The 13,496-nt window shown below is 60.7% G+C and carries 13 protein-coding genes and 3 tRNA genes; 7 read left to right on the forward strand and 9 right to left on the reverse strand.

The features are described 5' to 3' along the window. Positions 1 to 215 precede the first annotated feature (215 nt). The 5 genes from ACLFKU_RS32940 to rph form a co-directional block, all read right to left on the reverse strand. Complete coding sequence (locus tag ACLFKU_RS32940; RefSeq protein ID WP_410851934.1) at positions 216 to 596, reverse strand: hypothetical protein; 381 nt, start codon at positions 594 to 596, stop codon at positions 216 to 218. A 1,125-nt stretch (positions 597 to 1,721) separates the two neighbouring features. Next, positions 1,722 to 1,811, reverse strand: a tRNA-Ser gene (locus ACLFKU_RS32945). A 55-nt stretch (positions 1,812 to 1,866) separates the two neighbouring features. After that, positions 1,867 to 3,096, reverse strand: a complete 1,230-nt coding sequence (gene hemW / locus ACLFKU_RS32950; protein WP_410851904.1) for a radical SAM family heme chaperone HemW — start codon at positions 3,094 to 3,096, stop codon at positions 1,867 to 1,869. Then, complete coding sequence (gene rdgB, locus ACLFKU_RS32955; RefSeq protein WP_410851905.1) at positions 3,093 to 3,755, reverse strand: RdgB/HAM1 family non-canonical purine NTP pyrophosphatase; 663 nt, start codon at positions 3,753 to 3,755, stop codon at positions 3,093 to 3,095. The genes hemW and rdgB overlap by 4 nt, the downstream gene beginning before the upstream one ends. Beyond that, the gene (rph, locus tag ACLFKU_RS32960) at positions 3,752 to 4,489 is read right to left on the reverse strand and encodes a ribonuclease PH (RefSeq protein WP_410851906.1); all 738 of its coding nucleotides are present in this window, start codon (positions 4,487 to 4,489) and stop codon (positions 3,752 to 3,754) included. Before rph ends, rdgB begins: the two co-directional genes overlap by 4 nt. 337 nt (positions 4,490 to 4,826) lie before the next feature. Between rph and ACLFKU_RS32965 the strand changes: the two genes are divergently transcribed. The 5 genes from ACLFKU_RS32965 to ACLFKU_RS32985 all read left to right on the forward strand — a co-directional run bounded on the left by ACLFKU_RS32965 (position 4,827) and on the right by ACLFKU_RS32985 (position 9,787). Next, positions 4,827 to 5,750: a YicC/YloC family endoribonuclease gene (locus ACLFKU_RS32965; protein WP_368584936.1), complete on the forward strand. Its 924-nt coding sequence runs from the start codon at positions 4,827 to 4,829 to the stop codon at positions 5,748 to 5,750. 19 nt (positions 5,751 to 5,769) lie between these two features. After that, positions 5,770 to 6,453 (forward strand): guanylate kinase, encoded by a 684-nt coding sequence (gene gmk, locus ACLFKU_RS32970; protein WP_410851907.1) that lies wholly within the window; start codon positions 5,770 to 5,772, stop codon positions 6,451 to 6,453. 60 nt (positions 6,454 to 6,513) lie between these two features. Further along, a complete protein-coding gene (gene rpoZ, locus ACLFKU_RS32975) occupies positions 6,514 to 6,717 on the forward strand; it encodes a DNA-directed RNA polymerase subunit omega (RefSeq protein WP_008921215.1) in 204 nt (67 codons plus the stop codon). Between the two features lie 99 nt (positions 6,718 to 6,816). Continuing rightward, positions 6,817 to 9,177 (forward strand): RelA/SpoT family protein, encoded by a 2,361-nt coding sequence (locus tag ACLFKU_RS32980; protein WP_368584933.1) that lies wholly within the window; start codon positions 6,817 to 6,819, stop codon positions 9,175 to 9,177. Between the two features lie 148 nt (positions 9,178 to 9,325). Next, positions 9,326 to 9,787, forward strand: a complete 462-nt coding sequence (locus ACLFKU_RS32985; RefSeq protein WP_410851908.1) for a phage protein NinX family protein — start codon at positions 9,326 to 9,328, stop codon at positions 9,785 to 9,787. Positions 9,788 to 9,846: 59 nt separating this feature from the next. Here ACLFKU_RS32985 and ACLFKU_RS32990 read toward each other — a convergent pair. Further along, a tRNA-Arg gene (locus ACLFKU_RS32990) sits at positions 9,847 to 9,923 on the reverse strand. A 73-nt stretch (positions 9,924 to 9,996) separates the two neighbouring features. After that, positions 9,997 to 10,073: transfer RNA gene (locus tag ACLFKU_RS32995), tRNA-Arg, on the reverse strand. A gap of 123 nt (positions 10,074 to 10,196) precedes the next feature. Between ACLFKU_RS32995 and greB the strand changes: the two genes are divergently transcribed. Continuing rightward, complete coding sequence (gene greB, locus ACLFKU_RS33000; protein WP_410851909.1) at positions 10,197 to 10,766, forward strand: transcription elongation factor GreB; 570 nt, start codon at positions 10,197 to 10,199, stop codon at positions 10,764 to 10,766. 107 nt (positions 10,767 to 10,873) lie between these two features. Here greB and ACLFKU_RS33005 read toward each other — a convergent pair whose 3' ends face one another. Next, complete coding sequence (locus ACLFKU_RS33005) at positions 10,874 to 12,037, reverse strand: porin (protein WP_368584930.1); 1,164 nt, start codon at positions 12,035 to 12,037, stop codon at positions 10,874 to 10,876. 524 nt (positions 12,038 to 12,561) lie between these two features. Beyond that, positions 12,562 to 12,804 (reverse strand): hypothetical protein, encoded by a 243-nt coding sequence (locus ACLFKU_RS33010; protein WP_368584929.1) that lies wholly within the window; start codon positions 12,802 to 12,804, stop codon positions 12,562 to 12,564. Between the two features lie 395 nt (positions 12,805 to 13,199). On the opposite strand from ACLFKU_RS33010, the gene ACLFKU_RS33015 reads away from it, so the two are divergent. Continuing rightward, positions 13,200 to 13,403 carry a cold-shock protein gene (locus ACLFKU_RS33015; protein WP_013090197.1) on the forward strand — a complete coding sequence of 68 codons (204 nt, stop codon included), beginning with the start codon at positions 13,200 to 13,202 and terminating at the stop codon, positions 13,401 to 13,403. The last annotated feature ends 93 nt before the right edge of the window (positions 13,404 to 13,496 follow it).

The following is a 13,496-nucleotide window of genomic DNA, read 5'->3' on the forward strand; positions in this document are numbered from 1 at the left end:
GGTAACCAACCCGCGGATATCAGTGTGACCCACCGTCGAGACGTACTGCTACGTCGCCCTCAGGAAATTCAGATGTACCCAGACCGAGAACCGATCGCGATTGACACGGAAAGTCATATCAGTTCACAAGTGCTACCCACAACACTTGCACTGCCGTACAAGCTCGCACAAAAAATCCGACTCGCGAGGATCGGCTTGTGCATTCGAGCGAGGCTTTATCGATATTCATCAATCTCGACCGTGCCGCCCATGGCTTCCATCATGGTGCGAATATCGTCGGGCACATCAGGCACGCGGTCGCCGCTCTCGTTGTCCCAATAACAGAAGAAACGCATCTGTGCGCCAGTGCGCACTAGCAATTCGGGCAGGTCTGATCGGGGCAATGCCAAGCGTTCGACAAGATAGCGAAGGTGAGGCGCAAGAAGATTACTCTGAACATGCCCCTTGCTATCCACACTCCATACACCAATTCGAGCCGGGTACTTGCTAGTGCGCCCAGATGGTGTAGTGCGGAATTGCCCCCGAACGCTCTGCATGTCCGGTTCAACGCGAAAGTAGTTTGTCCAGAATTCGGGCCGCTCCACGTCCTGATAGATAGTGAAAGAAGCATGTGCAAGTTGATGGGTCGTTGCCGTAACATTCCTTTAGGGTGCCCAACTGTGCATGTTGTCGATAATCACGCCGTTAAATTCCACGTCTCCATCGTCATGCCAGATTACGTTGTTGTCGCCGCGCAATTTGTTGTACTGCTTCATAGCGTGAAGCATGTCGCTGAACGTGTTTTGCTTGTAAGCATCTTGGCGACATAGCGTGGGTTATTGGTGCTCGCGGCGAGTTCAACGACATCGTCGCTCAACGCATCCGGCACATACTCAAACGGCTGCACGTCGCCGAGCGGCGTGGATGCGCCTCTATTGGCAGCTCGGGCTGCGCGCGCAGCGTTCAGCTGGTTTTGCCAGGTGGCCGGATCATACTCGACGGACCGAATGGGTTCGCCGTCCGGATGACTGCCGGTCCTCGCAACGGGATTCCTTAGCGGCGCGCTGCGGTAAGGTGACGGAAACAGGCCATTACGCGGACCTCTAATGGCAAGCAGTTTGCCCCGGCGAACCTCTTCGAGAAGAGCAACGATGACCCACCAGCCATCGGTGTCAGGGTTACGGTCCCGCACCGTATGAAAAACAGCCAGTTGCGACCAAGGAGACTCCGGACAAGCTTCCGGTCCTCCTCCCACTCCCTGTGATTCAGTTCGGCAATCTCGAGAAATTCCCGGGTCTCCGCTCTGGCCTTGTGACTGTCTGCTGCCTTGCCAAGGCACGCCTTATAGTGCCGTTCGTCACAGATGACATAACAGGCACCCGGTGGCCGCTGGCAGAACAGCTCCACGGAGTGCATCTCAAATACGGACAGGGACATAGGTGTGTCGTTGGTCTATCTGAACTCGCTGCCGGGGTTGACAGCATTCAGATAATTACCGTGCGACAGGCAGTCCGTACATGGGCGACCGCCCAAAATCTCCACGGGTTTCGACGAGACAGAACAAAGCGCCCGCAAGAACATTGCGATTTTTCGCGCCCGTCGCGCGACTGCTCGCGGGCAGCGACCGTACCTTTCGTCTATGATCTTTCCGGTCGCTGACGGCACTGGCGCAGCGGATCATCGGGATAAGAAAAACAAAAACCCCGTAAGTCGCTGAACTTACGGGGTTTTGCTTGAAAGACTGGCGGAGGCGGTGAGATTCGAACTCACGGAAGGATTGCTCCTTCGCCGGTTTTCAAGACCGGTGCCTTAAACCACTCGGCCACACCTCCAAACCGCGAATTGTAACCTGGAAAGACTTCGCTGCCGAGTCCAAGCGACCCGGCATCACTGCGGGTCTTTCAGGAATAGCGCTTGCAGATCGTTCAGGAACGCCTGCCCAAGCGGCGTCGGCGCGATCCGTTCGTGGTCGCGCGTAATCAGCTTGCGCCGTTCCGCTTCCTGCAACGCGGGTTCGATCGTCGTAATCGACAGACCCGTGCGTTCGATGAACCGATGCACCGGAAACCCTTCCACCAGGCGCAGCGCGTTCAGCATGAACTCGAACGGCAGATCGCGCGGCCCGACCTCGTGCTCTTCCTGCACGCTTGCCCCGGCCTTGGCCTGCTCGATGAACGTGGTCGGATGTTTATAGCGCGCCTGACGCACGATCCGATTCGGAAACGACAGCTTCGTATGCGCGCCCGCGCCGATGCCGAGATAGTCGCCGAAACGCCAGTAGTTCAGATTGTGTTTGCTCTGCCGATGCGGCCGCGCATACGCGGACACCTCGTAGCGCTCATAGCCGGCCGCGGCGGTGCGTTGATGAATCCAGTCCTGCATGTCTGCGGACGCGTCGTCGTCGGGCAGCGCGGGCGGGAATTTGGCGAACAGCGTGTTCGGTTCGAGCGTCAGGTGATACAGCGACAGATGCGGCGGTGCAAACGACAGCGCCGTTTCCACATCGGCCTGGCATTCAGCGAGCGTTTGCTTGGGCAGCGCGAACATCAGGTCGAGGTTGAAGTTGTCGAACGTGGTCGCGGCGACCTCGACCGCGTGGCGCGCCTGCGCCGCGTCATGAATGCGGCCGAGCGCCTTCAGATGCGTTTCGTTGAAACTCTGGATGCCCACCGACAGCCGGTTCACGCCGCTCGCGCGAAACTGCGCGAACTTGTCGGCTTCGAACGTGCCGGGGTTCGCTTCGAGCGTAATCTCCGCGTCGGCGTCGAGCGGCAGCAGCGCGCGGATATCCGACAGCATTCGATCGAGCCCCGCCGCCGACAGCAAACTAGGCGTGCCCCCGCCGATGAACACCGTATGCACCTGGCGGCCCCAGATCAGTGGCAACGCCATTTCCAGATCGGCGCGCAGCGCGTCGAGGTAGTCGTTCTCCGGGAACGTCTCTCCCTTCCACTCATGCGAATTGAAATCGCAATATGGGCACTTGCGCACGCACCACGGAAAATGCACGTAGAGCGCAAGCGGCGGCAGCGACGTCAAACGGATGCCGCCCGGCGATGTGAATGCCTTGACGACACCGTTGCCGATGTCCGCCGGCGTCGATCGGATCGGAATCACGCTTCCTCCGACAAACGTGCGAGCAGTTGCCGCAGCGCGATCGCGCGATGACTGCTGGCGTTCTTGACCGCCGGCTCGAGCTCAGCGGCGCTCGCGTTAAGCGACGGCAGATAGAAGTACGGGTCGTAACCGAAGCCGTGCTCGCCGCGCGGCGCGTCGAGGATTTCGCCGTGCCAGCGGCCGTCGGCGATCAGCGGTTCGGGATCGTCCGCGTGACGCACGAGGGCGAGCACGCAGTAGTAATAGCCGCGCCGGTCGCTCGCGCTCCGCAGTTCTTCGACGAGCCGCGCGTTGTTCGCCGCGTCGCTTTTCTCGCCGCCGGCGAGTTGCGCGAAGCGGGCCGAGTAGACGCCCGGCGCGCCGCGCAAAGCGCGCACGCACAGGCCCGAGTCGTCGGCGAGTGCAGGCAGGCCGGTCAGCTTCGCCGCGTGACGCGCCTTGGCCAGCGCGTTTTCGACGAAGGTAGGGTGCGGCTCTTCGGCTTCCGGCACATTGAGCGCGCCTTGCGGGATCAACTCGATGCCGGCCGCGCTGAGCAGCGCCGCGAATTCGCGCAGCTTGCCCGCGTTGTTCGACGCGAGCACCACTTTCTTCAACGGCATGCCCGACGTTATGCCGTGAGCATCGTTCCCGCCGCTGTCCTGACGAACCTCATTCACTGCTGCACTCCCAGCGCTTCTTTCTGCTTCGCGATCAGCGTGCTGATGCCGTCGCTCGCGAGATCGAGCAGCGCATTCATTTCTTCGCGCGAGAACGGCACGCCTTCCGCGGTGCCCTGAATTTCGACGAAACCGCCCGCGCCCGTCATCACGACGTTCATGTCGGTGTCGCACTGCGAGTCTTCGTCGTAGTCGAGATCGAGCACCGGCACGCCGTCGTAGACGCCAACTGAAATCGCCGCGACGTAATCCGTGATCGGCGAGCTTTCGATGCGGCCCGTGGCGAGCAATCTGGCGACCGCATCATGCGCGGCGACGAACGCGCCGGTAATGCTTGCGGTGCGCGTGCCGCCGTCGGCCTGGATCACGTCGCAATCGAGATTGATCGTGCGCGCGCCGAGCTTTTCAAGATCGAACACCGAGCGCAGCGCGCGGCCGATCAGCCGCTGAATTTCCTGGGTGCGGCCGGTCTGTTTGCCGCGCGCGGCTTCGCGGTCGCTGCGCGTATGCGTGGCGCGCGGCAGCATGCCGTATTCGGCGGTGAGCCAGCCCTGGCCGCGATCGCGCAGGAACGGCGGCACGCTCTCGCTCACGCTCGCGGTGCAGATCACCTTGGTGTCGCCGAACTCGACCAGCACCGAGCCCTCCGCGTGCTTCGTGTAGTGACGCGTGATGCGCACGTCGCGCAACTGGTTGGGCTGGCGGCCGCTGGGGCGTTGGGTGTCGTTGCTCATGTCGGAATGGGTCGCGTTGTGTGCCGAAAGGCCGGAAGAGGGGCGGAGGAAAAACCCTAATTTTACCGCCGATCGAATAGGGCGGTTGCCCATACGCATGGAACACAAGGTTGCGGATGATGAGTGCCGCCCGAGCACGCGAGGGTCATCGTTACGACGAGCGGCAATCCATACAGTGAAAGCTGCCACGTGCCAGGCCGCATCCGTGCCCGCTCGCGAGCGGATCGCGCGGCCAAAAATGGGATAATGCCGATTCCCCGCCCCGCGTCTCGTACACGCCGGGCGATCCGCTTCTCAGGCCATCGTCGAACGCATGGCCGCAATCGCGAGAAATACGATGATCTACAGCATGACTGGCTATGCGAGCGCTACGCGCGAACTCGTGGCGGCATCGGGCACTGGTGGCGTCAGCGTGTCGGTCGAATTGCGCACGGTGAACTCGCGCTTTCTCGATTTGAACTTCCGCATGCCGGAAGACGTGCGCGTCGTCGAACCGACGCTGCGCGAAATGCTGATGAACAAGCTGTCGCGCGGCAAGGTCGACATTCGCGTGAATCTGCAGCGCAGCGAGCAGTCGGCGAACGCGGGTGCGATCAACCGCGACGCGCTCGCGCAGCTCGCGCAGCTGGAACGCACGGTGCTGGACACGTTTCCGGAAGCCGGCCGTCTGCGGACTGGCGAAATTCTGCGCTGGCCGGGCGTGCTCGCCGAAAGCGGTATCGCGCCCGAGACGTTGCGCGACACGGTGCTCGCGTGCGGCAAGCAGGCAATCGCGGACCTGATCGACGTGCGTGCACGCGAAGGCGCGCAACTCGCGACGATGCTGCTCGGCAACGTCACCGAAATGGAAACGATCGTCACGAAGATCACGCCGCTCGTGCCCGAGCTGATTGCGCGGCATCAGCAGAAGATCGTCGAACGTCTGCAGGAAGCGCTCGGCATCGCGGCGCCGGATGGGGCCGCGACGATCGTGTCGCGCGAAGAGATCAACGAGCGGATTCGCCAGGAAGTGACGATGTACGGCATTCGCATCGACATCGCCGAAGAGCTGTCGCGCCTCACCGCGCACCTGAACGAAACGCGTCACGTGATCGAGAAGGGCGGCAAGGTCGGCAAGCGGCTCGACTTCATGATGCAGGAACTGAACCGCGAAGCGAACACGCTCGGTTCGAAGGCGGCGGCGAAGGAACTCGCGGATTCGTCGATGACGCTGAAACTACTGATCGAACAGATGCGCGAGCAGGTACAGAATCTCGAATAAGGCTGGAGCACTACACATCATGACCGACCACCATTCTCGCGAAGCCGGCGCGCCGCGCCATCCGTACGCCGGCGCCTATCCCGGCAATCTGTTCATGGTCGTCGCGCCGTCGGGCGCGGGCAAGTCGACGCTCGTCAACGCGCTGCTCGCGGGCGACGACGCGATCCGTCTGTCGATCTCGTACACGACGCGCCCGCCGCGTCCGAAGGAGCAGGACGGCGAGCATTATCACTTCACGACCGTCGAAGACTTTATGCGGCGTCACGACGCGGGCGAGTTTCTCGAAAGCGCGGAAGTGCACGGCAACTACTACGGCACGTCGCGCGTGTGGATCGAAGAGCAGATGAAAAACGGCCATGACGTGCTGCTCGAAATCGACTGGCAGGGCGCGCAGCAGGTGAAGAAGCAGTTCCACAACGCGGTGGAAATTTTCATTCTGCCGCCGTCGCTCGAAGCGCTCGAAGAGCGTCTGAAAAAGCGCGGCCAGGACGAGCCGAACGTGATCACGCGACGCCTGCTCGCGGCGGGCGGCGAGATCGCGCACGCGGCCGAAGCGGAGTACGTCGTGATCAACGAAAACTTCGATCGTGCGCTGGCTGAGTTGCAGTGCCTCGTCGGCGCGACGCGCTCGCGCTTCGCGTCGCAGTACGCGCGTCACACGCAGCTTTTCATGCAGCTCGGCATCCACCTGCCGCACGCGTGAGCGCGGCGTGCCGTCAGGCACATAAGGTAGAATAAGCAACATACTGAGAAGGAACCCAACATGGCCCGCATTACCGTCGAAGACTGCCTCAAACAGATCCCGAACCGTTTCGAACTCGCGCTTGCCGCAACCTATCGCGCGCGTCAGCTCGCTCAAGGCCACACGCCGAAGATCGAAAGCCGCGACAAGCCCACCGTCCTCGCGCTGCGTGAAATCGCATCGGGTCAGGTCGGCGTCGAAATGCTGAAGAAGGTGCCGGTCTAAGGCGCACGGATTTTCGTTTTCGACTCGTCCGGTATTCGCCACACCGGATTGCTCAACGTGCAGAACTGTGTCCAACCCTGACCGCTACCGGAGGCGACCATGAGTGCTACCCCGCCCACCGCCACGGAAGCGGAACACGACACCGACGCGCCGTCGTCTGCACGCAAGTACATCGACGCGGTCCTCGAGCAATCGTTTCGTCATCTGTTCGGGCCGACCGCCACGCCGGAGCAGCCGCGCCGGCACGACGTCGTCTCCATCGCCAATCTGACGTCCGCGCTGTCCGGCTATCTGCCGCCGGAAGAAATCAAGGACGTCAAGGCGGCGTTCCACTTCAGCGACGAAGCCCACCTCGGCCAGTATCGCCAGAGCGGCGAACCCTACATCACGCATCCGGTCGCAGTCGCGGAAATCTGCGCGGGCTGGAATCTCGACGCCCAGTCGATCATGGCGGCGCTCTTGCACGACGTGATGGAAGACCAGGGCGTAACCAAGGCGGAGCTCGCCGAGCGCTTCGGCGCGAAGGTTGCGGAACTGGTCGACGGGTTGTCCAAGCTGGACAAGATGGAGTTTCGCAATCGCGAGGAAGCGCAGGCGGAGAACTTCCGCAAGATGCTGCTCGCGATGGCGCGCGACGTGCGCGTGATCCTCGTGAAGCTCGCCGACCGGCTGCACAATATGCGCACGCTCGGCGCGGTGCCGCCGGAGAAACGTCGCCGCGTGGCACGCGAAACGCTCGACATTTACGCGCCGATCGCTCACCGGCTCGGTCTGAACAATACCTATCGCGAGCTGCAGGACCTGAGCTTCGCGAATTTCAACCCGCACCGTTACGCGACGCTCGAAAAAGCCGTGAAGGCGGCGCGCGGAAATCGTCGCGAGGTGGTCGGCAAGATTCTCGAATCGGTGCAGCGCGCGATTGCCGACGCAAAGATCGACGCCGAAGTCACCGGTCGCGAGAAAACCATCTTCAGCATCTACAAGAAGATGCGCGACAAGCAGCTGTCGTTCTCGCAGGTGCTCGACGTGTATGGTTTTCGCGTGGTCGTCGACAGCGCGCTCGAGTGCTATACCTGCATCGGTGCGCTGCATGCGCTGTTCAAGCCCGTTCCGGGCAAGTTCAAGGATTACATCGCGATCCCGAAGGTGAACGGCTATCAGTCGCTGCATACCACGCTCGTCGGCCCGTTCGGCGCGCCGATCGAGTTTCAGGTGCGCACGCGCAAGATGCACGAGATCGCCGAAGCGGGCGTTGCCGCGCATTGGCTGTACAAGAACGGCAGCGCGGACCTGAACGACGTGCAAAAGCGCGCGCACCAGTGGCTGAAGTCGCTGCTCGATATTCAGAGCGAAGCGGGCGATTCGAGCGAATTCCTCGAGCACGTAAAGATCGACCTGTTCCCGGACGCGGTCTACGTGTTCACGCCGAAGTCGAAGATCATGGCGCTGCCGCGCGGCGCCACCGCGCTCGACTTCGCGTATTCGATCCACAGCGACCTCGGCAACCAATGCGTCGCGGTGAAGATCAACAATGAGCTGTTGCCGTTGCGTACCGAGCTGAAGAGCGGCGACATCGTCGAAGTCATCACGGCGCCGTATTCGAAGCCGAACCCCGCATGGCTAGGCTTCGTGCGCAGCGGCAAGGCGCGCTCGGCGATCCGTCATTATCTGAAGACGATGCGCCTGAACGAGTCGGTGCAACTCGGCGAGCGTCTCGTCGATCAGGCGTTGAAGGGCTACGGCCTCGCGCTGTCGGACGTGACGCCGGAAGCGTGGGAAAAGCTCGTGCAGTGGACGGGCAACAAGAACCGTCAGGAAATTTTCGCGGACATCGGTCTCGGCCGGCGCGTCGCGGCGGTGATGGCCAAGCGCATCGAAGTGCTGATGAGCGGGCGCGACGCCGACGACGACGGCTCGCGCTCCGAGTCCGGTTCGACGCCGCATGCGCCCCCGGTCGTCATCACCGGTACGGAGGGCATGTCGGTGCAACTGTCCGCGTGTTGCCGTCCGATTCCGGGTGATGACATCATGGGCTATATCGGCATCGGCCTTGGCATGGCGATCCATACCACCGACTGCCGCGTCGCGCAGCGTATCCACCGCCGCGATCCGGGGCGCTGGATCGACGTTGCGTGGGCGCCGCAGCCGGGGCGTCTGTTCGATGTCGCGGTCAAGGTGCTGGTTAAGAATACCAAGGGCGTGTTCGCCCGCGTAGCGGCCGACATCACGTCGGCGGACGCGAACATCGTCCATATCGCGATGGACGAAGATCTGTCGCAGGAATCCACGATTCTGCGCTTCGTGATTCAGGTCAGCGACCGTGTGCACCTGGCCAATGTGATGCGGCGCGTGCGCACCAATCCTGACGTGATGCGCATCACGCGTGAGCGGCCGAGCGAAGAAGGGCATCACCGCCACGACGGCGGCATGCGTATCGACCGCGAGCGCGCGGATTACTGAGCGGCTTCGGACTGGGCGTCGGCGCGGCCCGGACTGGCGCGTCACGCAAGTCAGGCATCTTTCGTGCGGCTCAGGATACAACTGAAGGCAGGTCTCACCTGAACCCCGGGGAGAACGCAGATGAACGTACGTATCCGACCTCGCTGGCGTGGCGCTCGATTACTGGGTGGCGCGCAGCCTGCACGACTTCGTGCGTGAAATCTACTTTACCGATAGTGGCGAGACTGTTGCGATCCGCGGCAACGATCGAGGTCGTCCGTGGGATGGGCGTTTCACGCCTTGCGCGTCATGGGAGACGGCTGCCGTTGTGCTCGAGCGCGCGATGCGGCTCGATGTGCGCGAGCAGAACGAAAAAGGTGCGTTGTGCGTCGCGGAGTTCAAGGGCGGACAGCGGGCCTCGGAGGGGAGCGGCGAGTCGCTGCGCATTGCTTTGCTGCGGGCGTTCGTCGCGAGCCATTTCGGCGATACCGTCGACGACGTGCTGCGCGAGCGCCAGGCACTGACCGGCATGCGGGCCGAGACGATCAGCGAGCAGACGGTAGGCGGGGTCGTCGAGGACTTGCCGCACCCGGACGGGCAGATTGGGGATATCCAGTCGCCGCCGCGTTGAGCTGGCGCACGGTGCGCCAGAAAAACAAAGGGCCTTCCGATTGGAAGGCCCTTCATAGGTGGCGCGGCTGGCAGGATTCGAACCCACGACCCCTTGGTTCGTAGCCAAGTACTCTATCCAACTGAGCTACAGCCGCACGCAAACGGTGATGCTTACTGCAAAAACCGGTGAAACCTGAGAACTCTCAGCAAGGCAGTTCTCGAATAAGGTGGCGCGGCTGGCAGGATTCGAACCCACGACCCCTTGGTTCGTAGCCAAGTACTCTATCCAACTGAGCTACAGCCGCACACAGAAACGAGATTATAGCCAACAGATTTGAAAAATGGAAGCCCATCACGGCGATTTGTGTCGCGGGCCCGATCGTGTAACCTTTTATCAGGTTGATGCTAGCTGCTGTTAACGGATGATTATGAACAAGGCCTTTGTCAAAGAGTCGAGCGAGGACAACGACGACGATCTCGACGTCACCCAGCCCGACGTGCCCGCAGGCACCAAAAACTACATGACTCCCGCCGGTCATCGGCGTATGCGCGATGAATTGCTGCACCTGATCGATGTCGAGCGGCCCGAGGTCGTCAAGCTGGTGTCGTGGGCGGCGTCGAACGGCGACCGCTCGGAGAACGGCGACTACATCTACGGCAAACGACGTTTGCGCGAAATTGACCGTCGCATCCGTTTCCTGACCAAGCGGCTCGATCTGGCCGAGGTCGTCGATAGCGGCCGGCAGGAAAACGTCGATCAGGTGTTCTTCGGCGCGACGGTCGATTACGCGACCGAGGACGGCGAAGAGCATAAGGTGACGATCGTCGGTGTCGACGAGGTCGACCTGGACATTGGGCACGTAAGCTGGATTTCGCCCATTGCGCGTGCGTTGCTGAAGGCCAAAATCGGCGATACGGTCACGCTGTTCACGCCGGCCGGGCCGCAACCGATCGACATTCTCGACGTCAAGTACCCGCCACCCGATGCCGGCCGCTAGGGCGCTGGCGGAGGCGCAGGCAAAGTCTGGCGAAAGACCACTTCGGCGCGAACATAAAAAAGGCGCCGCGAACGGCGCCTTCTCTACTGCCAGTCCTTGCGCGGTGCTTAGAAGCGGTGACGCAGACCAGCCGTCACAGCGACTTGCTTGTTGTTGCCCGAAGCGTTACCCACGCCATTGATGAAGGCGGGGACGATCGAGCCTTCGTTTGCTGCCTGATACACGCCTTGCAGGTACACGTCGGTACGCTTGGACAACGCGTATGCGGTTTGCAGATCGACCTGGTTCCAGTGCACGTGCGTGCTGGACAGGTTAGCGCGGGTGTACGTGTACGCGGCGGCAATGCTGATCGCAGGTGTCAGAGCGTAACGAGCGTTGCCCTCGAAATTCTGGAACTGGGCGCTGTTGGACGGGAAGCCGATACCGCCCGAGACACCCGATGAACCCTGGCTGATGCCGACGAGGCCATGCAGGTTCGTCTGCGAGTACACGATGCCAACGGTTGCCGGGCCGAACGCATAGTTGGCGCCTGCGCCCCATGTTTGCTGACGTTGCGCGAAGAACGTGTTGTCGCCCGACACTGCGCCACCCGAATTGAACGCTGCGGCTGCGCTGGTTGCGCCGTTGGCGTTCAGTTGCAAGTAAGCGGCTGCGACGTTCAGGCCGCCCCAGTTGTACGATGCGCCCGCGCTGTATGCGCGGTTGTTCGCGAAGCCGCTAGCCTGGTTCGAAAAGCCGTACAACGCGCCGAACTTGAAGCCGCCGTAGTTCGCGCTCGTGTACTTGGCCGAGTTGTTGATACGGAACGAGTTGTTCAGGTTGTCGTTGTCGAACGGGTGGGCGAACTGGGTGCCGCCGTATTGCGTGCCGGTGAGCGCCAGCGGGCCGACGAAGTCGACCATGCTGTCATATTGACGGCCGAGCGTGACAGCGCCGAACTGGTCGCTCGACAGACCAACGAACGCCTGCCGGCCGAACATACGGCTTTGCTGCTTGAGCGTGCCGTCGTTGATGCCAAAGCCGTTTTCCAACGTGAAGATGGCCTTCAGACCACCGCCAAGATCTTCAGCGCCACGCAGGCCCCACCGGCTACCGTTCACCGAACCGCTCGTCATCGCAACGTTGGCGCCGTGCTGAGTAGCACTGACGCGCTGGTTGTTCGTATAAGTAATCCCGGCGTCGATCAGGCCATACAGGGTGACGCTACTTTGCGCGTGCGCTGCCGTGACGAAAACGCCCGACAGGGCAGCGACCATGAGTGTCTTCTTCATTGATATAACTCCAAGAGCGAGAGAGGTATAAAACCCTGGCTTAGGAGACCTTCACGCGAGCGCTGCGAGAAGCGGAATCCGCGTGAGAAGCGCGTTGACCAGATCCGCGCCGGTTTCCGATTACGCAGAGTGTAGAGAGACACTTCCGGGAGTTGATGTTCCGATTCGCGCAATAAAGTATTACGCAACGAGAAACGATCATGGTTCGCCATTTGAGCCTTATGGATAAAGGCTTTGCGCCGACTCGGCGGCATTCGGCGTCTGTTCTTTCCTAAAGCGCGTTGCTGATTCGCGACACCGAACGATGCGGAAAAACAACGGCAAGAAATACGGAAGAACGATTGTTGTTACTCCGGCAATAGACGATTGTTAATTGTGTGAATAATCGAAATCGAATACGACCGCTATACTTTAATTTCTGCTTTTCGAAGCAGACTTTTTCGTTGACGAAAAAGATCTCCAACCTTTGTCAGCGCGACCTTCCAGTCGCGCTTTTTTTTGGCGAACGATCTTCGCGAGCTGCTCTAGTGAGCGGGTGCGGTGCCTTCCGCGTCGCCCCAATCATCCTGCGCGGACACGCTCCAGTCTTCGATCACATAACGGCGCGCATCCATCGGCGAGGAGAGCAAATTCTGCCAATGGTCCCCGTGCCACATTGGATCGAAGTCGAAAACCGTGGATGAGTCCGTGGTTGCAGGTTGGTCTGGTATGGCCTTTGCAGGCGAATGAGTGAGCCAGGCGAAGAGACGGCGAATTTCCTGGAACATGACAACCTCCTGAAGCACATCGCTACCACTGATATGCATCATGCGAGTCGGACTGCGCAGCAACAAGTCGGACAAACACTTACGCAAACTTGGATTTTGTTACATTCCCATTGCATATTTTTGCAAGTTTTTCCGTTTCCTGGCTGGTTAAATCATTCCAGGTAACTTTGACAGTGTGCGTATATCCATGCGATTTGAAGTGATATCTCTTTATACGCTAAACGCATATGAAAAGTTTACTTGACGGCGATTCTCTGTTCCCCGTATAACGGCAAAGCCGAATTTGATTGCTGTTTCTGGTTTTTTGTCTTGATCAGATATGGGCAACTGAATCGGGGTGGGATCGATTCAAGGGCAATGCCCGCTTTGCATAAATCACCGAGGGAAAACAGGAAATGGAAACTGGTGTCGTCAAATGGTTCAACGATGCTAAGGGTTTTGGCTTTATCACGTCGGACGCGGGTGGCGAGGATCTTTTTGCGCACTTTTCGGAGATCCGCAGCGAGGGCTTCAAGTCGTTGAAGGAAAACCAGCGGGTGTCTTTTGAAGTCAAGACCAGCCCGAAGGGCAAGCAGGCGGCCAACATCCAGCCGCTGTGAATGCGCTGCGCCGGGCGCGCCGCCCGCGCAGTCGGGAGCCAAAAACCCTCGCCGTCGCGCGAGGGTTTTTATTTTATCCAGCCAGGATCTTCG

This window comes from Paraburkholderia sp. EG304 (assembly GCF_046543485.1).
GTDB lineage: Bacteria > Pseudomonadota > Gammaproteobacteria > Burkholderiales > Burkholderiaceae > Paraburkholderia > Paraburkholderia youngii.

Excerpts from the sequence above, each read along its gene's own strand:
- rph (WP_410851906.1), bottom strand. The coding sequence starts at position 4,489 with ATGAGCAACGACACCCAACGCCCCAGCGGCCGCCAGCCCAACCAGTTG.
- ACLFKU_RS32965 (WP_368584936.1), top strand. The coding sequence starts at position 4,827 with ATGATCTACAGCATGACTGGCTATGCGAGCGCTACGCGCGAACTCGTG.
- gmk (WP_410851907.1), top strand. The coding sequence starts at position 5,770 with ATGACCGACCACCATTCTCGCGAAGCCGGCGCGCCGCGCCATCCGTAC.
- rpoZ (WP_008921215.1), top strand. The coding sequence starts at position 6,514 with ATGGCCCGCATTACCGTCGAAGACTGCCTCAAACAGATCCCGAACCGT.
- ACLFKU_RS32980 (WP_368584933.1), top strand. The coding sequence starts at position 6,817 with ATGAGTGCTACCCCGCCCACCGCCACGGAAGCGGAACACGACACCGAC.
- greB (WP_410851909.1), top strand. The coding sequence starts at position 10,197 with ATGAACAAGGCCTTTGTCAAAGAGTCGAGCGAGGACAACGACGACGAT.
- ACLFKU_RS33005 (WP_368584930.1), bottom strand. The coding sequence starts at position 12,037 with ATGAAGAAGACACTCATGGTCGCTGCCCTGTCGGGCGTTTTCGTCACG.
- ACLFKU_RS33010 (WP_368584929.1), bottom strand. The coding sequence starts at position 12,804 with ATGTTCCAGGAAATTCGCCGTCTCTTCGCCTGGCTCACTCATTCGCCT.
- ACLFKU_RS33015 (WP_013090197.1), top strand. The coding sequence starts at position 13,200 with ATGGAAACTGGTGTCGTCAAATGGTTCAACGATGCTAAGGGTTTTGGC.